We start from the raw sequence: 21,487 nt of genomic DNA on the forward strand, positions 1-21,487 counted from the left end.
CAATTCAGAATCAGAAGGAAGGATGAGACGGGTGCGAGAGATTTCCGCTGGAACCGTGACCGAGACATTGCGGGACCTCTTTATTGCCGCTAACCTTGAAATGGGCCGGGACATGCAGGATGCCCTGGCCAAGGCGGCGGAGGAGGAGGAATCGCCTCTCGGGCGCTACGTTCTGCAGAAGATTCTTGAAAACATGGACGTCGCCAGGAAGGAAAGCCTGCCGCTCTGCCAGGACACGGGGCTGGCTGTCGTTTTCGCGGAGATGGGCCAGGAGGTTCACATCGTGGGGGGCGACTTTCAGGCAGCCGTTCAGGAGGGGGTCCGTCAGGCCTACCGGGAGGGCTATCTCCGCAAATCCCTCTGCGATCCCCTCTCGCGGCGGAACACGGGGGACAACACCCCGGCGGTGATTTTCACCGAGGTGGTTCCCGGCGACCGGCTCAAACTGATCGCGATGCCGAAAGGCGGCGGCAGCGAGAATATGAGCTGCAGCGCCATGCTGGTTCCCGCCGAAGGGAAAGCCGGGATTGTCGATCATGTGGTGGCCTGTGTCCGCAAAGCCGGCTCCAATCCCTGTCCGCCTGTGTTGGTCGGGGTGGGTATCGGGGGATCCCTGGAGATGTCCGGCGTCCTGGCTAAAAAAGCCCTCCTTCGGCCTCTCGGGACGGCCAATGCCCATGACGAGCGCCTGGCTGCCATGGAGCGGGAAATCCTGGAAGGGGTCAATCGATTGGGGATAGGGCCCCAGGGATATGGGGGGCGCGTAACCGCCCTGGCGGTTCACATGGAAATGATGCCCTGCCACATCGCCAGCCTGCCCGTTACGGTCAATATCCAGTGCCATGTGGCGCGGCACAGGGAGGCGGTGCTCTGAAATGACGAGCGAGCCGATCCGCCTGGAAACGCCTTTGAATGACGAACTCTGTGAACGCCTCTCCGTTGGGGATCGGGTCCTGCTCAGCGGGGTCGTCTACACCGGACGGGATGCGGCCCACCACCGCCTGTGCGACGCCGCGGTGCGGGGAGAGCCTCTGCCCTTTCCGGTCCAGGGCGCCGTGATCTTCTATGCGGGTCCGGCTCCGGCGAAGCCGGGGGCGGTAACCGGGTCCATCGGCCCGACAACCAGCTACCGCATGGATCCGTTTGCGCCGCGCCTGATGGCCCTGGGTTTGAAGGGGATGATCGGCAAGGGGCGGCGTTCGCCGGAAGTCGTATCCGCGATGAAGCAGTACAAGGCGGTCTATTTCGGAGCCATCGGCGGGATTGCGGCGCTGACGGCCCGCTGCATCCGGGAATCCGCCGTAGTGGCCTATGAGGACCTCGGTCCCGAGGCGATCTTCCGTCTGGTTGTCTTCGAGCTTCCCCTGGTGGTGATCAACGATACGAAGGGAAGGGACCTTTATGACGAAGCCCTGAAAACCTACTCCCGGACTTGAAACGCGTCTTCCCTTGTGCAAAAAAGAAAAAATAATTCGAAAATTATCACACCAAAAGAATCAATAGTCAAACTATAGTTGTATCTTGATCAAAAAACAGCTATATAACAGACTGTTGCAATGTCAACTTCCGCAAATAAAGATTGACAACAAATCGTTTTTTTATAATAAGCATGGGCGCTGAAACACGTTCCACAACGAATAAATTCCTTTTGTTCGCGAACACAACCCCGGAGAAGATTCAATGATAGAAGTGAGATGGCATGGAAGAGGCGGGCAGGGTGCGGTGACATCTGTTGAAATGCTTGCTTTGGCGGCGATCGGCGAAGGCAAGTACGCCCAGGGATTTCCGAGTTTCGGCCCTGAAAGGCGCGGCGCACCGGTAGAGGCTTTCAACCGGGTGGATGACAAACGGATCAAGAAGCGGCAGCGTATTTATCGTCCCGATGTCGTGGTTGTTCTTGATCCGGGTTTGATCACCCTCGTGAATGTCGCGGAAGGACTGAAGCCGGAGGGGCTTCTGATCCTCAACACGCACAAGCCCTTCACGGAAGTCAAACCGCATATTCAGTTCGATGGCCGGATCGCTCTGGTCGATGCAACGGCCATTGCCTGGGCGGAACTGGGTGTTCCCATTACCAACACGACCATGTTGGGCGCTCTAGTCAAAATGACCGATATCGTGAAGATGGAATCCCTGAGCGAACCCATTGAACACCGGTTCGGCCGGATTGCCAACAAGAATCTGACGGCGATGAAGCGAGCCTTTGATGAGGTTAAACTCGTATAAATCTGCAGACAAGGGTCGAGGTATATATAATGGCGGAGAAAAAATGGCCAGAAACCTGGCAAGAAGTGAATCCGGGATGTATCGTCTTCCGGCCTGGAAGTTCCAGGGATTATCATACCGGCACCTGGAGGGCGGAGCGCCCGATCTGGGACAATTCCAAATGCATCAAATGCGGCATATGCTATCTGTTCTGCCCGGAAGGGTGCATATCGGAGGATGAGGAAGGATATTTTGCGGCCGATCTGAATTACTGCAAGGGCTGCGGAATCTGCGCCCACGAATGCTGGCCTGGTGCGATTAAAATGGTGGGGGAGGAATAGGCCATGTCGAAACGAATAGGTATGGAAATCGCGCTTGCCGCTGCCGAAGCGGCTGCCCTGTGTCGACCGGATGTTATTGCCGCCTATCCCATCACCCCGAATACGCACGTGCCGGAGCACCTTTCCGAGATCGTCGCGGAGGGGCGCCTCGATGCCGAGTTCATTACCGTGGAATCGGAACATTCGGCCATGAGCGCCTGTGCGGGGGCTTCCGGAGCCGGGGCGCGCGCCTTTACGGCAACGAGCTCCCAGGGGTTGCTCTACATGGCGGAAATTCTGGCGATCATCTCTTCCATGAGGCTGCCCGTCGTTATGATCATCGGCAACCGGGCGCTTTCCGGCCCCCTGAGCATCTGGAACGACCACAGCGACATCATGAGCCAGAGGGATATCGGCTGGATCTCCCTATTTGCCGCCAATGGGCAGGAAACCGTGGACATGACGATCCAGGCCTTCAAAATCGCCGAGCATCCGGACGTGATGCTGCCGACCAACGTCAATCTCGATGGCTTTCAGCTTACCCATGTCGTTGAGCCGATGCTCATGCCCGACCAGGAAGAGGTGGACCGTTTTCTGCCTCCCTTCAAACCCTTCGCCGCACTGAACCCCGACGATCCGGTGACCCTCGGCGCGCTGGGGCTTCCGGACATCTACACGGAAGCCTGCAAGAGCCGCGAGGAAGTTCTTCTGAATTCCAAAAAGGTCATTCTTGAAGTCTGGAAAGAGTGGGAGGAGCAGTTCGGCAGGAAATACGAACCCATCGAACCCTACGAGGCGGAGGATGCGGAAGTCCTTATGCTGACCATGGGCTCCATGGGGGAAACCGCGGAAATGGCCATCGATGAACTCCGGAAGGAAGGGATGAAAGCAGGCCTTCTCAAATTAAAGCTGTGGCGGCCCTTTCCCTTTGAGGAACTGAAGGAGGCGGTCAAGGGAGCAAAGGTCCTGGTTGTTACGGATCGTTGCCTCTCCTATGGCGGGGCAGGCGGCCCCGTCGCCCTGGAAGTTCGCTCCGCCCTGTACGAGGAAAAGAAGCGGCCCGTGATTTTGAATTACATCATCGGTCTTGGCGGACGGGATGTCATGGTGGACCATTTCATGGAGATGATCAGAACCGCGGCGAAAGCGGATGCGGAGAGACCAGAGAAAGCCTACGAAATTTATGGGGTGAGAGAATAATGAATACGGCAAAACAGTACCGATCCGGTCTTGTTGAAAACTTTGACCTCTATGCGCCGAAGCTGGTGGACAAGGAAGAATACTTTGCCGCCGGGCATCGCGCCTGTCAGGGATGCGGAGAGGCCCTGGCCATTCGCCTGATGTGCAAGGCGTTGGGCAGAGACACGGTCATTGTAAACGCCACGGGTTGCATGGAAGTCATTTCCACGATGTACCCCACCACGGCATGGAAACTTCCCTGGATGCATGTGGCGTTCCCCAATGCCGCAGCCGTGGCTTCCGGCGTGGAGGCCGGATTGAAGGTCCTGCGCCGCAAGGGGAAAATCAAAGACCGCTATGTAAAGACGGTGGGCATCGGCGGCGACGGCGGTACGGTGGACATCGGCCTTCAGGCCCTTTCCGGCGCCATGGAGCGGGGGCACGACATGCTTTATGTCTGCTTCGACAACGAGGCCTACATGAACACGGGCATCCAGCGATCCGGCGCCACGCCTTTCGGGGCTTCGACCACCACCGCACCTCCCGGGAAGGCCAGTCGCGGAAACCGGACCTGGAAGAAGAACATGCCCGAGATGATGGTCGCCCACAACATACCCTACGTGGCCACGGCCTGCCACAGCTACCCCATCGATTTCATGAACAAGGTGAAAAAGGCCCGGTCGATCAAGGGGCCTTCCTACATCCATTGCCTTTCCGTCTGCCCCACCGGCTGGCGCTGCGATTCGAAAAGCTGCATCAAAATGGGGCGGCTGGCCGTTGAAACCGGCGCATTTCCTCTTTACGAGGTAGAAAACGGGAAATACAGATTAAGTGCGGATATGCCGGAAACGCTGAGGCCTCTGGAGGATTACATCAAGCTCCAGGGCCGGTTCCGGCATCTGACTCCTGATGAAATCGGATACTTCCAGGAGAGGGTGAAACTCGAATACAAAAAGCTCATGACCAAGGTGAAGAGCTCCCGTTAAGGTCGGGAAAAGCAGCAGCTGGACAACATCAAGGGGAAGATAATGAACACAGAGGTAGACAGGGGGAAAGTCAAGGAGATTGTCGGCCGGCATGGCGGGGATGAAAGTTCGGCCGTTGCCGTTTTGCAGGATCTCCAGGAGGAATTCCGTTACCTGCCGAAGGAGGCCTTGACCATCGTGAGTGACGAACTCAAGGTTCCCCTGAGCAGGGTTTACGAGATTGCAACGTTTTACAATGCCTTCAGCCTGAAGCCACGGGGGAAATACCTCATCGAGGTGTGCGCCGGAACGGCCTGCCACGTCCAGGGGGGATTCAATCTCATGGACCGGCTGGAGAGGGATCTCAACATCTCCTGTGGGGAGACGACGGAGGATGCCGTGTTCACCCTCGAAGAGGTGCGGTGCCTTGGTTGTTGCAGCCTCGCCCCCGTGGTACGGATTGGCGGTAACATCCATCCTTATCTCACCCAGGATGAGATTCCCAAGATTCTGAAAAACTATCGCAAGGCAGGGGTGAAAAAGTGAGTACGATAAACACACGAGATGCTCTGAATAAAGCTGCGAAACGGGGCCTCACGCGTCTCATGCCGGCAAAGACCAAGATCCTCGTCGGTATGGCGACAAGCGGCATCGCCTCAGGGGCGCAGGAAGTCTACGATGCCCTTGAGAAGGAAATCGCGAAGCGCGGTCTGGATTTCATCCTCAGCAAGACGGGAAGCATGGGGATGGATTGCATCGAACCCCTCGTTGATGTGATCGTGCCCGGCAAGCCGCGCCTCTCCTTCAGCAGGATGAAGGCGAAGATGGTTCCCGCCCTTCTGGATCAAGTGGCCGATGGAACCCTTGGCGCGGTGGCTCCGACCTATCGCATGGATGAAGAGGAGCTCATTATTGAGGGAAAGAAGAAGGCCTATTTCAAGGGTGCCGTACCGGCCGCTTATTCCGGGATCCCGAAAATTTCGGAGCTTCCCTTTTACGGCAAGCAGCTGAAGATCGCCCTGCGAAACTGCGGAATGATCGATCCCGAAGACATCGAGGAGTATATCGCCCGTGGCGGGTATTCCGCCCTGTATAAGGCTCTGAAGACCATGAAGCCGGAGGAGGTTATTGACGAAGTGAAGATCTCCGGCCTCCGGGGGCGGGGCGGCGGCGGTTTTCCGACGGGGACGAAATGGGAGAGCTGCCGACGGGCCGAAGGCGACATCAAATACGTCATCTGCAACGGCGACGAGGGCGACCCGGGGGCATACATGGACCGGAGCGTCATGGAGGGAGATCCCCACAGTGTCCTGGAAGGGATGATCATCGGGGCCTATGCGGTCGGCGCCCATGAAGGTTACATCTACGTCCGCAACGAATACCCCCTGGCCGTGGCAAACCTCCAGCGGGCCATCGAACAGGCCCGGAAAGCCGGGTTCCTGGGCGGCAACATCTTCGGAACGGGCTTCGCCTTTGACGTCAAGATCGGCAAGGGCGCGGGCGCCTTTGTCTGCGGAGAATCAACGGCCCTCATGGCCTCCCTGGAGGGAAAAGCGGGCGAGCCCCGGGCCAAATACATTCACACCGTGGAGCACGGGCTCTGGGACCGGCCGTCCAATCTGAACAACGTGGAGACCTGGGCGAATGTCCCCGTCATCATCGGCCGGGGCGGCAAGTGGTTTTCCGGCGTCGGCGCAGCGAACAGCACGGGAACGAAGGTCTTTTCCCTCGTGGGCAAGATCAACAACATCGGCCTCGTGGAAGTGCCCATGGGGATACCGCTCAAGGACATCATCGATGAGATCGGCGGGGGTATCCCGGGCGGCAGGAAGTTCAAGGCCGTGCAGACGGGCGGACCCTCCGGGGGCTGCATTCCCGCTTCGATGATCGACCTGCCCGTAGATTTTGACTCCCTCTGGGAAGCCGGCTCCATGATGGGCTCCGGCGGCATGATCGTCATGGACGAGAACACCTGCATGGTCGACATCGCCCGTTACTTCATTGAATTCCTCGTGTCCGAGTCCTGCGGGAAGTGCGTTCCCTGCCGGGAAGGGATCTACCGGATGAATGAAATCCTTCATGACATCTGTGCGGGGAAGGGCAAGAAGGGGGATCTGGAGCTCCTGGAGCGCATGGCCGAAGCCATCAAGGACGGATCCCTGTGCGCGCTCGGCGGGAGCGCACCGAATCCCGTCCTCAGTACGATTCGCTATTTCCGGGATGAGTATGAGGCCCACATCAAGGACAAAAAGTGCCCGGCCGGTGTCTGCCGCGCCCTGATCCAGTTCGGCATCGATGCGGAGAAATGCACAGGCTGTGGGGCCTGCGCGAAGAAGTGCCCCGTGGAAGCAATCAGCGGCGAGCGGAAAAAGGTTCATGTGATCGACCAGGCGAAATGCATCAAGTGCGGTGTCTGCAGAGAGACGTGCAAATTTGATGCGGTAACCGTAGCATAAAGGGTGGCAAGATGGTGAACTTAGTCATAGATGGAAAGAATATTGAAGCCGAGGCGGGAACGACAATTCTTGCCGCTGCCCGCGAAAACGGGATTTACATTCCGACCCTGTGTCATCACGAATCGCTTGAACCATCTGGGGCGTGCCGGCTGTGCGTCGTAGAGGTCGCCAAGGGGTCGAGAAAGCGCATCGTGACCTCCTGCATTTACCAGGTCGAGGACGGCATCGTCGTCGATACGAAGAGTGAACGGGTCCTCGGGGTGCGCCGGCTCGTCCTGGAGCTGCTCATGGCCCGGTGTCCGAAATCGGACGTGATCCGGACGATGGCTCAAGAGTTGGGGGTCGCTCCCGAAAAGCGCTTCCTCCCGGACAAGGACAAGGGAAAGTGCGTCCTGTGCCGGCTGTGCGTCAAGACCTGCGAGGATGTGGTGGGTGCATCAGCCATCGGATTCTCCTTCCGCGGCAAGGACAAGATCGTCGGTCCCCCCTTCGTGGAGGATTCCAAGGCCTGTATCGGCTGCGGCGCCTGCGCCTACGTCTGCCCGACAGGCCACATCGAGATGACCGCCGGCAACGGCGGCAGCGAACGGACGATCTGGGGACGCACCTTCAAAATGGCGGCCTGCAGCGTCTGCGGGCGGTATTTCGCGCCGGAGGATCAGCTCCAGTTCATCAGCAGCAAGACCGGGGTGCCCCTTGAGGACCTCATGGTCTGCATGAGCTGCCGTTAAAAAAATTTAAATTCTCTTGCACATGGGTTTTGTCTGTGATAAGAGAATTTCCCCTTCCGGTTGAGGAAGGGGGCCGATCTTTGGTATTCGACAGACAGGACCTCCGGGAACAGCTTCCCGATTCCTGGAATGTCAGTCCGTTATTGTAAAAAACTACTCCTCAGTAGCTCAGTCGGTAGAGCAGATGGCTGTTAACCATCGGGTCCGTGGTTCGAGTCCGCGCTGGGGAGCCAAATTTAATCCGCTGAACTTCAGCGGTTCTTGTTTAACGCAAGACCCCGTGGGGTGATCCCCTCGGGGTCTCGTCGTTTCAGGCGTGTCCACGCCGACTTACCCCCGCCCGCACATTTACCCTGATTCTCTGTTTCGAAGCCATCAGTCCAGGGGCCGGGTGCAACCCTGGGGGTTGTGCGCGCTCTCCGAAAATGTCCCTTCCGAATTCTCCCGTTCTCCGTTTTTCGAGTCGCCTTGTTTAACAGCCCGGCTGCATCCGGACACCCGCTTCGACATTTCGAATTCCCCTCCGGTAGGTATCTGCCGAAAGCCGGACCAGTGGGTCCGGCGCAAGCGGATTACCAGACAGCGGAAACAGCCGTGAGATCGGAGACCGTTGTGGGTGCCGGCGACATCGCCTTCAGGCGGTGTCGAACGGGCTCCAAGGGCCTTCTCGATGACCGGCCTATCCAGCCCCGCGGCATCCATGACGGAACCCTTCCGCGGCCTCCCGCAAGAGGAGGACCGGATGCCGGCCAACGAACACGTCCCAATCTCTCTCGACGAGGTGACATCGGAGATCGCTACGATCCTTGCCTGGGGTTACATGCGCCATCGAAACGGACGCCGAATCGCCCCAGATTCCGGCAGTGGTGCAGAGCATGTGGCGCAAGTTAAAGAATCTGAGGCGTTTACGGAGAAACGCCTTGATATTCCGGGCCACCGAAGCCTTCATTCATTCACGAGTTAACGCCCTGAGATTGCGGTGCGGACGGGCCGCCCGCGGGGCGAAGCCCATGAACCAAGGAGGTTTCGGATGGAAGCAACAACGTATCAAGAGGTCCAGGGGCTCTCCCGGATGACCGTCGGAGAACTCCGGGACAAGTACATCGAGGTCTTTGAGGAAGAGACCCGCTCCTACCACAAGGAGTTTCTTCGCAAGCGAATCGCCTGGCGTATCCAGGCCCTGGCGGAGGGTGACCTTTCGGAGCGGGCCCGGCGCAGGGCTGAGGAACTGGCCAATGACGCTGACCTGAGAACGCGGTCTCCGCGTGATCCGGTCGCCTCGGGTTCCGCTGAGGTCAAAGCGAGAACGGCGACCAGCCGCATATCCCCGTCGCACGACCCGAGGCTGCCGCTGCCCGGGACTCTGCTCGCCCGCGAGTTCCAAGGCCGTGACATCGTGGTCAAGGTCCTCGACAACGGCTTCGAGTTCGACGGCCGACGGTACAAGTCCCTCTCCGCCATCGCGCAGGAGGTCACCGGGAGCAAGTGGAACGGGTTCCTCTTCTTCGGCATCGCCGATGGCGCGGCCAGAGGCGGGAGCCGCAAACCCGAGAGGAGAAAGGAATGAGCAGAAACAATAACCGTGGCCGGGGAGAAGCCCGGGAGTCGGCATCAAGAACCAACGGGACGATACGTTGCGCCATCTACACCCGCAAATCCACTGACGAGGGGCTGGAGCAGGAGTTCAACAGCCTCGACGCCCAGCGGGAATCCGCGGAAGCCTATATCGCGAGCCAACGACACGAGGGATGGGTGTGCATCCCCGACCGATTTGACGACGGCGGCTTCACCGGCGGCAACATGGAGCGGCCCGCCCTCAAGCGGCTCTTCGCCGGCATCGAGGCGGGCGGAATTGATTGCGTGGTGGTCTACAAGGTGGACCGGCTGAGCCGGTCCCTTCTGGACTTTGCCCGCATGATGGAGCTCTTCGACAAGCACTCCGTGAGCTTCGTCTCGGTCACCCAGCAGTTCAACACGACCAGTTCCATGGGGCGTCTCACCTTGAACATCCTTTTATCCTTTGCCCAGTTCGAGCGGGAGATCATCTCGGAGCGCACCCGCGACAAGATGTCCGCCGCCCGGCGCAAGGGCAAGTGGGTCGGTGGAATGCCGGTTCTCGGATATGACGTGGACCCGAAAGGCGGAAGGCTGATCGTCAACGAGGGCGAATCAGTACAGGTCCGGGGGATGTACCAGCTCTACCTGGAGCACAAAGCCTTGATCCCAGTCGTTCAGGAAATCGAACGGCGCGGCTGGAAAAACAAGCAGTGGACCACCAAGAAGGGTCAGGAGCGTGGCGGAAAGCCTTTCACCAAGAACAGCCTCTTCCGGCTCCTGACCAACGTGATTTACACCGGCAAGGTCGACTACAAGGGAACCATCTACAACGGCGAACACAATGGGATCGTCGACATCGATCTTTGGCAGCGAGTGCAGGATGCTTTACGGCGGAACGGCAGCACCGGCGGCAAGGAGGTGCGCAACAAGTACGGAGCCCTCCTGAAGGGGCTTCTCTACTGCGCTCCCTGCGGCACTGGGATGGTGCATACCTATACGGCCAAGGACAACGGCAAGCGGTATCGCTACTACGTCTGCCTGAACGCCCAGCAACGAGGCTGGTCGTCTTGCCCGACAAAGTCGCTCAACGCGCACGAGATCGAGACCGCCGTGGTCGAACACATCCGAGGCATAGGCAGGAATGAGGAAATCATCGCAGCGACGGCTGCAAAGGTTCGGGTAGAGAGCGGCAAGCGCATGGCGGAACTGGAAACCGAACAACGCGGCCACGAGCGTGAACTCAAACGGCTGCACACCAGAGTCCAGAAGCTTGTGAGCGAGTCCTTCACCGCCGCCTCGAACGGAGGGGCGGCCGTGGACCAGCTCGCCGACCTTCAGGATCAGATTCGAACCATAGAACAGCGGATGACCACCATACGCGAAGAGGTCATCGCCATCCAGAGAGAAACCGTTGACGAAGGGGACATGGCCCGGGCGCTGGCGGTCTTCGACCCGGTCTGGGAGTCGCTGTCTCCCCGAGAACAATCACGGATCGTCCGACTCCTTATCGAACGCGTCGGGTATGACGGGCGAGACGGTAGAGTGACCGTGACCTTCCGCTCACCGGGAGTCAAAGCGCTGTGCAGCGAGGCCGACATCCGCAATCGGGAGATGTCCGTATGAAAAATACTGCATCCGACGGAACGGGACTGAGCCGATTGGAGATCTCCTTCAGTTTCAAACCCAAGAACCGCAGGAAAAGCGACAACCATCCACACGAGGTAGACCGAACCATCGAGCCGGGGAATCTGCCCCGCATCTCGAAGCTGATGGCTTTGGCGATCCGCTTCGACGGACTGGTCCGACACGGCGAGGTGCGGGACTATGCTGACCTGGCCAGGCTCGGCTATGTGACCCGCGCGCGCATCACCCAGATCATGAACCTGCTCAACCTGGCCCCGGAAATCCAGGAGGCGATCCTCTTCCTGCCCCGGACGGTCAAAGGGCGTGACCAGATTCGAGAGAAAGAGGTCCGTCCTATTGCCGCAGTGTCCCACTGGTCGCGTCAACGAAAGATGTGGGCGAAGCTGACCGCCGGGCGGATGAGCTAAAGGCCCTCTGCTCAGAGCAACCGGCCGCTTTTCCGTCCACCCGTCCGAACACCGATCTCTCTTCTTATCCCCGTCGGTAATTGCTCAAACCCCCTGATTCATGTACATTTTCTATTGACCTGACGCCCATCAGGTCGTATAATGTCAGTCTGTAATGTGGCCGTAGTTTGCCCTGAATGGGCCCTGCGGCCATTGGCGTTCACGATAAGCCATTTGGATGGTTGAGGATCACATGAGTCAAAGACCACGAGGCAGACGCCCCGTTCAGGAAATAACCGAGCCGCAGCGCCGCACATTGAAGGAGATTCGCCTCTTTACGAACAGGCGGGGGTTCCCCCCGACCATGAAGGAACTCGCGGACATCCTCGGGATATCGCACGCCAGCGCCCACGGCCAAGTGAGCCAGCTCGTGCGGAAGGGCTACCTGAAGCGGGAGGAGAGAAAGGCCCGCGGCATTGTCATCTTGCGCGATCCGGAGGATGACGTTCCGGATCTGGTCGCCGTCCCCATCGTCGGCCGGGTGGCGGCCGGCCAGCCCATCTTGGCCGAGGAAAACATCGTCGGCGAGGTGCTGGTCGAAGGCGGGATCGCCCGCTCGGGTCGGTGTTTCGCCCTCGAGGTGACAGGCGACAGCATGGTGGATGCCGGTATCCGGGAACGTGATTTGGTGGTGGTGCGCGAGCAAGCCGTGGCGGAGAACGGTGACATCGTGGTTGCCCTATTGGAAGACGAAGCCACGGTGAAACGGCTTTTCATCCGTGACGAGAGAATCGAACTAAGGCCGGAGAACCCGAAACACCGACCGATTCCGGTGGGTCCCGACGATGGGCTCCGCATCCTCGGCAAGGTCGTTGCCGTCAGGCGGCCCGGCTCGAACAGTCAAACGCCAGGGACGGCCTGGCTATAAGAACTAAGGAGGAAAGAACGAATGGCGACGTACAATCTCAGGCGTTTTGCTCATGCCGACGGTCTCAAGGCCATCGCGCGTGAGCACTTATTGGCTCTGCTGGACCCTCACAAGCCCTACTTCGACGGCCGAGGATTGACGTTGCCACCGCCATCCGCCTCCGACGGCATCGATTACGACCAACTCGTCAATGTTCTTATGAACCCGGATACGGACACGCCGAAGGGACTGCTCGACACACTCTACTTCGTGCATGAGATGGCCACGCCCGAAGCCATGGACGTTCTCATACAGGAGGCGGAGAACAACGGCATCTCCCTCGACGGGAACCCCGACCCCACCGCGGCGGACGTTGCCGTTCAGATCTATCTGCAGGACAAGGACCTTCTCGAGCGCAAGCACGCCGAGCAGTATCTCATGAAGCCCCGGTCCTTCGAGTATTTTCAGACCGACACGCATCCGATCCCCAAGTTCAAACAGCCGACAGCGAAAGTGCTTTCCGCCCTCGAAAAGGACCTCGACGACTGGTTCGAGAAGAAAAAGCGCGGGCGGGGATCGAAGGTCTTCGTTTACCCCAGGAAAGATTCCGTGTGGTTTCTGGTGCGTCACGGTGATCCGTTGCGGCGTGAGGGCAGCCTCGACGGCGGTCAGGCTTCGAGCGTCTTCTACCGTCCAGAGAAATACGACGTGTTGGTTTACGAACCGACCATCGGCGAGATTCGAATGCACGCGTGCGGAAAAGGGGAAAAGGACCTCTTCCGCCGGCAGTTCGGCCGCCATGTGTTCAACAAGGAGGATTTCTTTCCTGAGACCGGCAAATACACGCTCGAACCACTTCGAAGCGACGGAGACACATCCATCGTCTGCACCGACGTGGACGGCATGGAATGGGTCCGGCTCAAGGAGGTTCAGTTCTTCTGGGGCGGCGCGGAAAAGGAGACCGAGATACGCAAGGCCAACGACGTGTTCGCCGCCTACGCCGGGCGCGGGCGCGCCATACCCCAGAAAGCGCGGATCATCCGGGCGAGCTTTCAAGTGAAGTTCACGGATTCGAATGCAGCACGGATCGTGACCATCCGTCCTTCAAATATCGCGCAGTACACCAGGGACAGTGACGCCTCCGTGGTCGAAGACTGGCTCACCAAGCGCGGATTCATCCTTGCCGAGCAGGAAGACGATGAGGAATAGACCGACCGGATTCTGGCAGGCACTCGAAACCGTCCCCGGCGCGGCCGCGGTGGATGCCGAGTGGAAAGCCCGGTTCGGGAACGATTATGGGACGGCGAAGGCCTTCCTTCGTCCGAACGGCAAACTGGCATCTTCACATCCCTGCATGGTTCAACGCGGCTGCGGCTGTGAGCACGAAGTGGTCGTGCATGATTCAGAGGATATCGTTGCTGTCTGCAGGTGCGAACGTGGATGCGAGACCTTTGCCCTGCGACGAGCCGACATCGTGGCCTATGAGCTGGATCGTCCGGCTCTCGACACGGCGCTCGCCAAGGTCTTCGACCTGATCGAAGAAACCGACGCGGGAACCGACCTTCCCGGAACGACGCGCATCGGCGTTTACTCTCCATACGCCGGATACCGTTTCCCGGTCTACCTGGCCATCCAGATCGAGCCCGACGATTTCAGCGAGGCAGTGGATGGTCTCCTGGGGAGGAATGGCACGCCGTTCATTCTCTTGTCTCCCACACGGGAACTCTGCTCCGCGAAGGCGGAGAAGCGGCTGACCGACAAGCGGTCGGGTTTCGTGTCCCTGTCGGAAAGCGTTGCCATCGGTGACAAGCGACAACTTCGGCTCCTTCGTCCACTCGATGAAATCCTTGCGCAATTCCGCGGGGTCAATCTTCCGCCGCCGAAGGAAGACGGTGCCACAGCCTTTTTCCCCACACCTCCAGACGCGTCATGGGGCGACGTGTCGATCCGCTTCAAGGACGGGCATACCGTCTCGGTCAAAGCGAAGACGGCCGGAGGCGTGTTCAATTACACGCAGATGGGCATGGCCAATAAGAAAAATGGAAACCCCACCGTTCAATGGGAGCTGCTCAAGACCTTCGCCGATGAGCGAGGAATTCTGGACTGGAGCAGCAACAAGGCACACAGGCACAATCAGAAACGCCGCGAACTCCTCGCTGCCAACCTGCGCGATTTCTTCCGCATCGAAGGCGATCCCTTCCGCCTGACGGATGACGGAAAGGGTTGGCAGGCACGCTTCATCATCTCCCCCGACGAATAGTCTGTTCTCCGAGTCAGCGAAATTTCGCTGGGCCTCCGGAAAAAAAATTAAAAAAAGTTTCCCCTCCGTAGCCCAGGCATCCGCCTGAAATCTCAGCATTTTCCTGTCCTTCGCCATCAACGCGCCGGGCCGTCCCGCGCCTCTCATCGAAAATTCGCCAAAGAGGGGTGACGGTCCGGCGAGACCCTCACCCCTGGAAGAAACGCCCGGATGATCCGGGTGAACGCCCCCTGGGAGGTCCATTCGCCGGACCCGCCTCCCAGGGGGCTTTTCGTTGATGCGCCCGAGGGCGCGAAAGGAGGTCCGGTATGACGGATGTCGTGACAAAGGCGACCCTGACTCCTGCCAGGAAACGCCTAGTCGAGCTGATGCAGGAGATCAACTACGGACGGATCGAGGGACTGCGCGTCCAAAACGGCGAGCCGGTTTTCGATCCCCCGCCCACAGTGCTGCGGCTGTTTCTGTTCGGCAAGGACAACGGGCCGAACGAATCCCGCGGCAACGACGGCTTCGCCCTGAAAAAGAAGGTGGCGGAGCTGTTCGAGGTCTTCGACCGGGAGCGCTCGCTCTCGATCCAGGAACTCATGATCGACAACGGATTGCCCGTCCGCATGACCGTGGCGGACGCGGTCCGGGTCTGATTCAGACCCGGCCATAGAGCACGGTCCATCACCAGACAACAGACTGGCCGCAGAGCGGAGGTCGTTGTGGGTGTCGCCGATACCGGCGTACTCGCAACACCTCCGCTCGCTTCGTTTAGAGCGGTCGTCCCGGCGTAGGTCGACACCCACACGAGCTCCTCCTCGGCCCCGAGGAGGCTCAGATGGGTTTCGACAAACGCTACGAAGGAATCGACGAGTATGCCGTTCAGATCATCAAGTACAAGGCGAGACAACTGGTCGGACGGGTGGGCTTCACCGAGTCCGACCGCGAGGACCTGGAGCAGGAGATGCTGATGGACCTGCTCCAACGCCTGCCCAAGTACAATCCCGACCGCGCCCAACGCAACACCTTCATCGCCCGCGTGGTGGAACATAAGATCGCCACCATCATCGAGGCGCGGAGGGCCGGACTGCGGGATTACCGGCTCTGCAATTGTTCGCTCAACGACCGCTTGGAAGACGAGGAAGGCGGCTCCCTCGAGCGTATGGAGACCATCGATCAGGAGGATTACCTGCGCCGCACGGGCAGACTTTCACGCCCTGCCTCCGAGTTGCGCGATCTCTCCCTCGACGTTCGCAAAGCAATCGAGAAGCTTCCGCCCGAGCTGCGTGAACTGTGCAAGCGTCTCGATACCGACACCGTCACGGAGATCTCCCGCGACACCGGGATTCCGCGGGGAACGATCTACGAGTCCATCAACAAGCTGCGCGCGATCTTCGAAGACGCCGGACTGAGGGACTACCTCTGATCGTCCGACGGTCCGGGTCCGCCTCCGGTAGGTATTGACCGGGTCGGATGCATGGAAGGCGTCCGAGAGGTCGCCGAAAGCATCCGGCCCGGGCGCGCCCTCCAACAGACCTTACTGAACGGAATGGAGGCAAGATCATGAACCGAGAACTTTACCGATACAACTTCGACTCCAAGGTCCCGATCCGGGACATCGAGGAGTCTCTGCTCCTGGCGGTGCTCGCCGCCGAGAGCCTTCACGGCCGGTCGCTGGTTCGGCTGGACGCGTCCTTCTGCCTGGATTCGCACAAACGCTCCTGCGTCGTGGATGCAGCGACCGAGGTCGGCCGCGCCATCGCCCGCATCTTCACCGGCTTCCTCACCCGAGAGTTCGGGGAAGAGGCTTTCAAAGTCGAACGCGTGGGTGACGGCCCCGTGGTCGGCCCCGAGCTCAAAGCCACGGGGGCCGCCTGATGGAAGCGAAAACGACCACCACCTATTCGATGTGGAGCCTGTTCCGCAACTGCCGCAAGGCATGCGAGTGGCGCTACATCCAGGAACTGGTTCCCCTGGAACGGGACCACAATCTGGCCTTCGGCACGGTGATCCACAAGTGCCTGGAAATCTGGCACGGCGGCAGGGACCTGGGGCCTGTCCTCGATTTCATCGACCGGACCTACGCCAACCGCGCACAAGAGGAGGATCAGAAGCGGGACTGGCACCTGGCCACAGCAATAATGAAAGGCTACGCGGCCTGCTATGCAAGCGAGGAGTTCGATGTCGTCGCCCTCGAAAAGACCTTCGAGGGGAGCATCGTCAACCCGGCCACCGGCGCTTCATCCCGAAGCTTCGTGCTGGCCGGAAAGGTGGACGGCGTCGTCAGGATCGGCGACGAGCATTTCCTGATCGAGCACAAGACCGCCTCGCAGGTGGATGCGGACTACCTGGAGCGGCTCTGGACCGACTTCCAGATCGTCCTCTACTCCCGCTACGTGGAACAGACGCTCGGCATCCGCATCGCGGGTGTCCTCTACAACATCCTGGTCAAGGCCCGTCTGCAACAGGGACGCGGGGAAACCGAGGCCGAGTTCGAGGCGCGGCGGGCCGATCTGATCGCCAAATCCAAGACCGGCAAGAGCAGCGCCAAACGCAGGCTGCCGGAAAGCGACGACGAGTTCCAGGCGCGGTTGGCCGCTAAGTATACCGAGCCGGGCATGTTCCACCGGGAGATGCTTTATCTCTCCCGCGACCGGTTCGAGACCCTGCAGTCCGAACTCTGGGAACTGACCCAGGCCTTTCTCGACGCGCGCCGTCGCGGCGTCTTCTACCAGAACACCGCCTTCTGTTTCCACTACCGCCGGTCCTGCGCCTATTTCCCGCTCTGCCGCGCCGACGGCAGCACCAACGTCATCGAGAACTTTTACCGCAAAGTCCCCCCGCACGAAGAGCTGCGGGACGAGACCTCGTTCGAAGAGGCTTCGGCTTTTTGAGGACCCCATAGAAAAGGAGAACCGACATGTTGCCTACGAAGAAAAGTCCCCCCAAGCAAGATCACGCCGATCTCACGGTGCTGGTTTACGGCCCGAGCAAGATCGGCAAATCGACCTGGTGTTCCCGGTCCGAAGGCGCGCTGTTTCTCGCCACCGAACCGGGGCTGAATTCGCTGGATGTCTTTCAAGTCCCCATCAGGAACTGGGAAGAGTTGCTGGCCGCCTGCGGCGAAATCGCCGAGGGCAAGCATCCTTACAAGACCGTCATTCTCGACACGGTCGACAACGCCTACCGGATGTGCAGCGATTACATCTGCACAAAGTTCAAGATCGAACACGAATCCGATCTCGGCTACGGCAAGGGTTGGGCGCTGATCAACAACGAGTTCCACCGTGTCCTGACCAAGCTGGCCTTCCTGCCCTACGGACTCGTCTTGGTCTCCCACTCCCAGGAAAAGGAAATCGAAACGCGGACCGGCAAGTACATCCGCATTATCCCGACGCTCCCCGACAAGGCACGCAAGATCGTGCTGGGCATGGTCGACCTGATCCTCTTCTGCGACCTGGAAGTGACGAGCGACGAGAGCGGCAAACCGGTCTACCGCCGCGTCATGCGCACCAAGCCCAGCCCCCACTACGAGGCGGGCGACCGCACGGGACGGCTTCCCGACACCATCGACCTCAATTTCCAGGCTTTCATTGAAGCGTTCAACAGGCCGGCGGCCGCGCCGAGGGCGAGTGCCCCGCGGTCGGTGCCGGCACCGGGGGACGGGCAGGACAAGAAGCCCGCACCCGCCGGTAAATAAATCCCATAGATGGAGGAACAGACAATGCAGAACGAAGACTACGGACATTTCGACGAGTCCCGCGGCACCGAGGACATCGACCTCGCACAGTTCGACGACGATTTCGCGCATGCCGAGGTCGAGGAGCGCGAGTTCGAGACCATCCCGGACGGCAAGTACCAGGTGAACGTCGAGCGGGTGGAGCTGACCCGGGCCCAGACCTCGGGAAACCCCATGCTCAAGTGGACGCTGCGAATCCTCGCCCCGAAGTTCCGGGGCAGGCTCCTGTGGCGCAACAACGTCATGGCCACCCGCGAAAACATCAAGTGGCTCAAGACGGACCTGCACACCTGCGGGTTGAATCTGGACAAGCTCTCCGAGCTTCCGGCCAACCTGGAAAAGCTCATCAACGTCAAGCTCGAGATCACCAAGCGCACGCGCGGCGAGAACGAGAACGTCTACATCAACCGGCGCATCGTGCTCGAAGACGGTGGAGACGAATACGACTCGGCGGCGCGCAACGCCCTGGCCCCGTTTTGACGTGGACCGGGTCACCGTCGTCGTCGACACGCGGGAGCAGGAACCCTACACCTTCGAATCCGGTTGCACGGAGGTCGTCCGCCGCGCCCTCCCCGCCGGGGATTACTCCGTCGAAGGACATGAGGATTCCGTGGCGGTGGAGCGAAAGACTCTCGAGGATTTCGTCTCCACCGTCATCCGATCCCGCAAGCGGTTCACCAGGGAGCTGCGCCGTCTCTGCGAGTACGACGCCGCGTGCGTCGTGGTGGAAGCGGACCTCCGGGACATTCTCGGCGGCCGCTACCGCTCCGGAGCGCATCCCAACGCCGTCCTGGGCGCACTGCTTTCCATCGTCGTCGATTTCGGCATCCCGGTGTTTTTCTGCTCCGACCGGCAGGCTGCCTGCCGGTTCGTGGAGGAATTTCTACACAGGTATCACCGGAAGGTATCGAGACGATGCGAACAAGATCAAACAACCAATCCGTAACCGTCCGCGGCCGCGTCGAGACGGTCTTTTACACCGGGCCGCGGTTTTCCGCAGGCCGTCTCGCGACGGCAGACGGCGACGAGGTGCAGTTCGCCGGTCGGCTCTTCGCCCGTGAGAACGAACCGGTCGTGCTGAACGGCCGCTGGGTGACACACCCGAAGTACGGCCGACAATTCGAGGTCGAGGGCATGGAATACGACCTCGATCTGGACGCCGACGGTCTCGCCAACTACCTGGCCAACCACCCGGAGATGAAAGGCATCGGCCCGGTCAAGGCCCGTCTGATCGCCGAACGCTTCGGTCACGATTTCGACCGGATCATCACCGACGATCCCGGACAAATCGCCGAGGCTGCAAGGCTGTCGCCGGATGCCGTACAGAAGCTCCGCGTGGAGTGGCTCAAGACGCGGGAGACCAACAAGGCGATCACCTGGCTGGCCGCTTTCGATCTCACCCATCACCAGGTGACGAGCCTGGTCAAAAAGTTCGGCAACGACGTGCTGGGACTGCTCAAGGCAGATCCCTACATCATCGTGCGCGAGGTCCGCGGTTTCGGCTTCAAACGCGTGGACAAGATCGCCCGGAAGATGGGCACCGCCAAAGACGATCCCGCGCGCATCCGGGCCGGTGTTCTCCACTGCGTGAACGAATCGCTGGACCAAGGCGACTGCTGGATCGAGTTCGAGGAGCTGGTCGATCAAGCCAACGTACTGCTGGTCATGGACGTCCTCGACAGCCGGGACCGCATCGAGCAGGCGCTTGACCGGCTCATCGACGAAAAGGTCTTGGTCTGCGTCTCCCACGGCGGGAGGTTCCTCGTCGCCAAACCCGAAATCCGTGCGATGGAGGAGGACCTGGCCAAGGTCTTCCGGAACGGCGGAGCGCCCAACCCGCACTTCCCCGACCGAGACCGCCTGCCCGACATGGTCGCTGAAACCGCGCCGCAGCTCAACGCGGGTCAGCGGCAGGCCGCCGTCACAGCGATTCGTCATTCGATTTCGCTCATCTCCGGCGGAGCGGGCAGCGGCAAGACCTTCACCGTATCCGCCATCACCGGCGTTTACGAGGAACAGGGGCTGCGCGTCATCCTGGCCGCGCCCACGGGCAAGGCCGCCAAGCGTCTCGAACAGGTCGTCGGCCATCCAGCGGGCACTATCCACCGGCTGCTGGGTTTCAACGGCAAGGACTACGCCCGGGGACCGGACGATCCCATCGACGCCGACGTGATCATCGTCGACGAGGTCTCGATGGTGGATGTGCCCCTGGCCTGGCACCTCTTTCAGAGCATCGATCTCGAGCGGACCGCCGTTGTGCTGGTTGGAGACCACAACCAACTGCCTCCCGTCGGACCGGGCAATCTGTTGCGGGACCTGGTTCATTCGCGGATGGTTCCCACGGTGCTCCTCGACCAGGTGGTACGGCAGGCCGGCATCCTGAAGGAGAACAGCATCGCCGTCTTGAACGGCGAGGTCCGCAAGACGAGCGAAGCCGAACCATCCGGCCGCCGCGCCTGGTACGTCGTGGATCAGTTCACCGATCAATGGGATGCGCAGCGGTTCGTACTGGACCTCTTCGAAAATGTGCTCGTTGAACGCCTCGGGTTCGACTTGTTGACCGATGTCCAGCTTCTGACCCCGACCCACAAGGGACCGCTGGGAACACGCGATCTCAACTGCGAGCTTCAACGTCTGGTGCAGCGCAGACTCTGGAATGTCGAAGCGCCCCCGACGACGCCAGGTCGCCGGCCCAAGTTTCTCGCGCATGACAAGGTCATCCAGACCCGGAACAACTACGAGATCGGCGTCATGAACGGCGCGATGGGCGTGGTGCTCCACGTCGGCCGCGACGGTTCCCTGAGCGTGGACTTCGACGGCATCCCGGTGGAGATAGAGGCCGGTTCACCCAACCTGCAGGACATCCAACTCGCCTATGCCCTGACGATCCACAAGGCCCAGGGCTCCGAGTTTCCATGCGCCGTGGTGGTGGTCCACAAGGCCCACTCCTTCATGCATCACAGGAATCTTCTTTACACCGGCGTCACGCGGGCCAGACAGACGACGGTCCTCGTCGGGGACCGCTGGGGTATCTCGAACTGCGCCAGAAAGAGGAAACAGGACGACCGCCGAACATTCCTTGCCCTCCTGCTTGATGCAGGTCGCCTTGAGGAATCCCGTGTTCCCGCGACGACCGGTCGGTAGCGAATGGAC

The 21,487-nt window shown here is 60.1% G+C and carries 25 protein-coding genes and 1 tRNA gene; 25 read left to right on the forward strand and 1 reads right to left on the reverse strand.

The window, feature by feature from the left end; translation table 11 throughout:
* The first annotated feature begins 31 nt into the window (after nucleotides 1-31).
* The 10 genes from ACJ77P_RS00460 (at nucleotide 32) to ACJ77P_RS00505 (ending at nucleotide 8,089) form a co-directional block, all read left to right on the forward strand.
* Entirely contained in the window at nucleotides 32-874 is an 843-nt protein-coding gene (locus tag ACJ77P_RS00460) for a fumarate hydratase (protein ID WP_408999383.1), read from the forward strand.
* 1 nt (nucleotide 875) lies between these two features.
* On the forward strand, nucleotides 876-1,436 hold the full coding sequence (locus ACJ77P_RS00465) for a Fe-S-containing hydro-lyase (RefSeq protein WP_408998698.1): 561 nt from the start codon (nucleotides 876-878) through the stop codon (nucleotides 1,434-1,436).
* Between the two features lie 244 nt (nucleotides 1,437-1,680).
* Nucleotides 1,681-2,226 (forward strand): 2-oxoacid:acceptor oxidoreductase family protein, encoded by a 546-nt coding sequence (locus tag ACJ77P_RS00470; protein WP_367361418.1) that lies wholly within the window; start codon nucleotides 1,681-1,683, stop codon nucleotides 2,224-2,226.
* A 29-nt stretch (nucleotides 2,227-2,255) separates the two neighbouring features.
* Nucleotides 2,256-2,546 carry a 4Fe-4S binding protein gene (locus ACJ77P_RS00475; protein ID WP_367361419.1) on the forward strand — a complete coding sequence of 97 codons (291 nt, stop codon included), beginning with the start codon at nucleotides 2,256-2,258 and terminating at the stop codon, nucleotides 2,544-2,546.
* A gap of 3 nt (nucleotides 2,547-2,549) precedes the next feature.
* Entirely contained in the window at nucleotides 2,550-3,725 is a 1,176-nt protein-coding gene (locus ACJ77P_RS00480; RefSeq protein ID WP_367361420.1) for a transketolase C-terminal domain-containing protein, read from the forward strand.
* Nucleotides 3,725-4,690 (forward strand): pyruvate synthase subunit PorB, encoded by a 966-nt coding sequence (porB, locus tag ACJ77P_RS00485; protein ID WP_367361421.1) that lies wholly within the window; start codon nucleotides 3,725-3,727, stop codon nucleotides 4,688-4,690. Before ACJ77P_RS00480 ends, porB begins: the two co-directional genes overlap by 1 nt.
* A gap of 42 nt (nucleotides 4,691-4,732) precedes the next feature.
* Nucleotides 4,733-5,215 carry an NAD(P)H-dependent oxidoreductase subunit E gene (locus ACJ77P_RS00490; protein ID WP_408998699.1) on the forward strand — a complete coding sequence of 161 codons (483 nt, stop codon included), beginning with the start codon at nucleotides 4,733-4,735 and terminating at the stop codon, nucleotides 5,213-5,215.
* 59 nt (nucleotides 5,216-5,274) lie between these two features.
* Entirely contained in the window at nucleotides 5,275-7,125 is a 1,851-nt protein-coding gene (locus ACJ77P_RS00495) for an NADH-ubiquinone oxidoreductase-F iron-sulfur binding region domain-containing protein (RefSeq protein ID WP_367361444.1), read from the forward strand.
* 11 nt (nucleotides 7,126-7,136) lie between these two features.
* Nucleotides 7,137-7,856: a 2Fe-2S iron-sulfur cluster-binding protein gene (locus ACJ77P_RS00500; RefSeq protein WP_367361423.1), complete on the forward strand. Its 720-nt coding sequence runs from the start codon at nucleotides 7,137-7,139 to the stop codon at nucleotides 7,854-7,856.
* 157 nt (nucleotides 7,857-8,013) lie between these two features.
* Nucleotides 8,014-8,089 (forward strand) — tRNA-Asn (locus tag ACJ77P_RS00505).
* A 142-nt stretch (nucleotides 8,090-8,231) separates the two neighbouring features.
* Here ACJ77P_RS00505 and ACJ77P_RS00510 read toward each other — a convergent pair.
* Complete coding sequence (locus ACJ77P_RS00510) at nucleotides 8,232-8,558, reverse strand: hypothetical protein (RefSeq protein ID WP_408998700.1); 327 nt, start codon at nucleotides 8,556-8,558, stop codon at nucleotides 8,232-8,234.
* A gap of 40 nt (nucleotides 8,559-8,598) precedes the next feature.
* Here ACJ77P_RS00510 and ACJ77P_RS00515 point away from each other — a divergent pair, with 40 nt between their 5' ends.
* From ACJ77P_RS00515 to ACJ77P_RS00585, 15 genes are all read left to right on the forward strand, one after another.
* Nucleotides 8,599-8,820: a hypothetical protein gene (locus ACJ77P_RS00515; RefSeq protein WP_408998701.1), complete on the forward strand. Its 222-nt coding sequence runs from the start codon at nucleotides 8,599-8,601 to the stop codon at nucleotides 8,818-8,820.
* 66 nt (nucleotides 8,821-8,886) lie between these two features.
* The gene (locus ACJ77P_RS00520; protein WP_408998702.1) at nucleotides 8,887-9,423 is read left to right on the forward strand and encodes a DUF2924 domain-containing protein; all 537 of its coding nucleotides are present in this window, start codon (nucleotides 8,887-8,889) and stop codon (nucleotides 9,421-9,423) included.
* Nucleotides 9,420-11,036: a recombinase family protein gene (locus ACJ77P_RS00525; RefSeq protein ID WP_408998703.1), complete on the forward strand. Its 1,617-nt coding sequence runs from the start codon at nucleotides 9,420-9,422 to the stop codon at nucleotides 11,034-11,036. Before ACJ77P_RS00520 ends, ACJ77P_RS00525 begins: the two co-directional genes overlap by 4 nt.
* Nucleotides 11,033-11,464 (forward strand): hypothetical protein, encoded by a 432-nt coding sequence (locus tag ACJ77P_RS00530; RefSeq protein WP_408998704.1) that lies wholly within the window; start codon nucleotides 11,033-11,035, stop codon nucleotides 11,462-11,464. Before ACJ77P_RS00525 ends, ACJ77P_RS00530 begins: the two co-directional genes overlap by 4 nt.
* A gap of 232 nt (nucleotides 11,465-11,696) precedes the next feature.
* Nucleotides 11,697-12,371, forward strand: coding sequence for a transcriptional repressor LexA (gene lexA / locus ACJ77P_RS00535; protein ID WP_408998705.1), 675 nt, complete (start codon nucleotides 11,697-11,699; stop codon nucleotides 12,369-12,371).
* A 21-nt stretch (nucleotides 12,372-12,392) separates the two neighbouring features.
* Nucleotides 12,393-13,559 (forward strand): hypothetical protein, encoded by a 1,167-nt coding sequence (locus ACJ77P_RS00540; protein ID WP_408998706.1) that lies wholly within the window; start codon nucleotides 12,393-12,395, stop codon nucleotides 13,557-13,559.
* Nucleotides 13,549-14,610, forward strand: a complete 1,062-nt coding sequence (locus ACJ77P_RS00545) for a hypothetical protein (RefSeq protein WP_408998707.1) — start codon at nucleotides 13,549-13,551, stop codon at nucleotides 14,608-14,610. The genes ACJ77P_RS00540 and ACJ77P_RS00545 overlap by 11 nt, the downstream gene beginning before the upstream one ends.
* 308 nt (nucleotides 14,611-14,918) lie before the next feature.
* A complete protein-coding gene (locus tag ACJ77P_RS00550; RefSeq protein ID WP_408998708.1) occupies nucleotides 14,919-15,251 on the forward strand; it encodes a hypothetical protein in 333 nt (110 codons plus the stop codon).
* A gap of 182 nt (nucleotides 15,252-15,433) precedes the next feature.
* Nucleotides 15,434-16,021: a sigma-70 family RNA polymerase sigma factor gene (locus ACJ77P_RS00555; RefSeq protein WP_408998709.1), complete on the forward strand. Its 588-nt coding sequence runs from the start codon at nucleotides 15,434-15,436 to the stop codon at nucleotides 16,019-16,021.
* Between the two features lie 137 nt (nucleotides 16,022-16,158).
* Nucleotides 16,159-16,473 (forward strand): hypothetical protein, encoded by a 315-nt coding sequence (locus ACJ77P_RS00560; protein ID WP_408998710.1) that lies wholly within the window; start codon nucleotides 16,159-16,161, stop codon nucleotides 16,471-16,473.
* Entirely contained in the window at nucleotides 16,473-17,489 is a 1,017-nt protein-coding gene (locus ACJ77P_RS00565) for a PD-(D/E)XK nuclease family protein (protein WP_408998711.1), read from the forward strand. Before ACJ77P_RS00560 ends, ACJ77P_RS00565 begins: the two co-directional genes overlap by 1 nt.
* Nucleotides 17,490-17,515: 26 nt before the next feature.
* Complete coding sequence (locus tag ACJ77P_RS00570) at nucleotides 17,516-18,295, forward strand: ATP-binding protein (protein WP_408998712.1); 780 nt, start codon at nucleotides 17,516-17,518, stop codon at nucleotides 18,293-18,295.
* 24 nt (nucleotides 18,296-18,319) lie between these two features.
* Nucleotides 18,320-18,814, forward strand: a complete 495-nt coding sequence (locus ACJ77P_RS00575; protein ID WP_408998713.1) for a DUF669 domain-containing protein — start codon at nucleotides 18,320-18,322, stop codon at nucleotides 18,812-18,814.
* Nucleotides 18,765-19,280 (forward strand): ERCC4 domain-containing protein, encoded by a 516-nt coding sequence (locus ACJ77P_RS00580; RefSeq protein ID WP_408998714.1) that lies wholly within the window; start codon nucleotides 18,765-18,767, stop codon nucleotides 19,278-19,280. The genes ACJ77P_RS00575 and ACJ77P_RS00580 overlap by 50 nt, the downstream gene beginning before the upstream one ends.
* Entirely contained in the window at nucleotides 19,250-21,478 is a 2,229-nt protein-coding gene (locus ACJ77P_RS00585; RefSeq protein WP_408998715.1) for an AAA family ATPase, read from the forward strand. Before ACJ77P_RS00580 ends, ACJ77P_RS00585 begins: the two co-directional genes overlap by 31 nt.
* Nucleotides 21,479-21,487: the final 9 nt, after the last annotated feature.

The organism is Syntrophus buswellii, from assembly GCF_046097065.1.
Lineage (GTDB): Bacteria > Desulfobacterota > Syntrophia > Syntrophales > Syntrophaceae > Syntrophus > Syntrophus buswellii.

Coding starts and splice junctions, on each gene's coding strand:
- ACJ77P_RS00465 (WP_408998698.1), top strand. CDS start 876: ATGACGAGCGAGCCGATCCGCCTGGAAACGCCTTTGAATGACGAACTC.
- ACJ77P_RS00470 (WP_367361418.1), top strand. CDS start 1,681: ATGATAGAAGTGAGATGGCATGGAAGAGGCGGGCAGGGTGCGGTGACA.
- ACJ77P_RS00475 (WP_367361419.1), top strand. CDS start 2,256: ATGGCGGAGAAAAAATGGCCAGAAACCTGGCAAGAAGTGAATCCGGGA.
- ACJ77P_RS00480 (WP_367361420.1), top strand. CDS start 2,550: ATGTCGAAACGAATAGGTATGGAAATCGCGCTTGCCGCTGCCGAAGCG.
- porB (WP_367361421.1), top strand. CDS start 3,725: ATGAATACGGCAAAACAGTACCGATCCGGTCTTGTTGAAAACTTTGAC.
- ACJ77P_RS00490 (WP_408998699.1), top strand. CDS start 4,733: ATGAACACAGAGGTAGACAGGGGGAAAGTCAAGGAGATTGTCGGCCGG.
- ACJ77P_RS00495 (WP_367361444.1), top strand. CDS start 5,275: ATGCCGGCAAAGACCAAGATCCTCGTCGGTATGGCGACAAGCGGCATC.
- ACJ77P_RS00500 (WP_367361423.1), top strand. CDS start 7,137: ATGGTGAACTTAGTCATAGATGGAAAGAATATTGAAGCCGAGGCGGGA.
- ACJ77P_RS00510 (WP_408998700.1), bottom strand. CDS start 8,558: ATGGATGCCGCGGGGCTGGATAGGCCGGTCATCGAGAAGGCCCTTGGA.
- ACJ77P_RS00515 (WP_408998701.1), top strand. CDS start 8,599: ATGCCGGCCAACGAACACGTCCCAATCTCTCTCGACGAGGTGACATCG.
- ACJ77P_RS00520 (WP_408998702.1), top strand. CDS start 8,887: ATGGAAGCAACAACGTATCAAGAGGTCCAGGGGCTCTCCCGGATGACC.
- ACJ77P_RS00525 (WP_408998703.1), top strand. CDS start 9,420: ATGAGCAGAAACAATAACCGTGGCCGGGGAGAAGCCCGGGAGTCGGCA.
- ACJ77P_RS00530 (WP_408998704.1), top strand. CDS start 11,033: ATGAAAAATACTGCATCCGACGGAACGGGACTGAGCCGATTGGAGATC.
- lexA (WP_408998705.1), top strand. CDS start 11,697: ATGAGTCAAAGACCACGAGGCAGACGCCCCGTTCAGGAAATAACCGAG.
- ACJ77P_RS00540 (WP_408998706.1), top strand. CDS start 12,393: ATGGCGACGTACAATCTCAGGCGTTTTGCTCATGCCGACGGTCTCAAG.
- ACJ77P_RS00545 (WP_408998707.1), top strand. CDS start 13,549: ATGAGGAATAGACCGACCGGATTCTGGCAGGCACTCGAAACCGTCCCC.
- ACJ77P_RS00550 (WP_408998708.1), top strand. CDS start 14,919: ATGACGGATGTCGTGACAAAGGCGACCCTGACTCCTGCCAGGAAACGC.
- ACJ77P_RS00555 (WP_408998709.1), top strand. CDS start 15,434: ATGGGTTTCGACAAACGCTACGAAGGAATCGACGAGTATGCCGTTCAG.
- ACJ77P_RS00560 (WP_408998710.1), top strand. CDS start 16,159: ATGAACCGAGAACTTTACCGATACAACTTCGACTCCAAGGTCCCGATC.
- ACJ77P_RS00565 (WP_408998711.1), top strand. CDS start 16,473: ATGGAAGCGAAAACGACCACCACCTATTCGATGTGGAGCCTGTTCCGC.
- ACJ77P_RS00570 (WP_408998712.1), top strand. CDS start 17,516: ATGTTGCCTACGAAGAAAAGTCCCCCCAAGCAAGATCACGCCGATCTC.
- ACJ77P_RS00575 (WP_408998713.1), top strand. CDS start 18,320: ATGCAGAACGAAGACTACGGACATTTCGACGAGTCCCGCGGCACCGAG.
- ACJ77P_RS00585 (WP_408998715.1), top strand. CDS start 19,250: ATGCGAACAAGATCAAACAACCAATCCGTAACCGTCCGCGGCCGCGTC.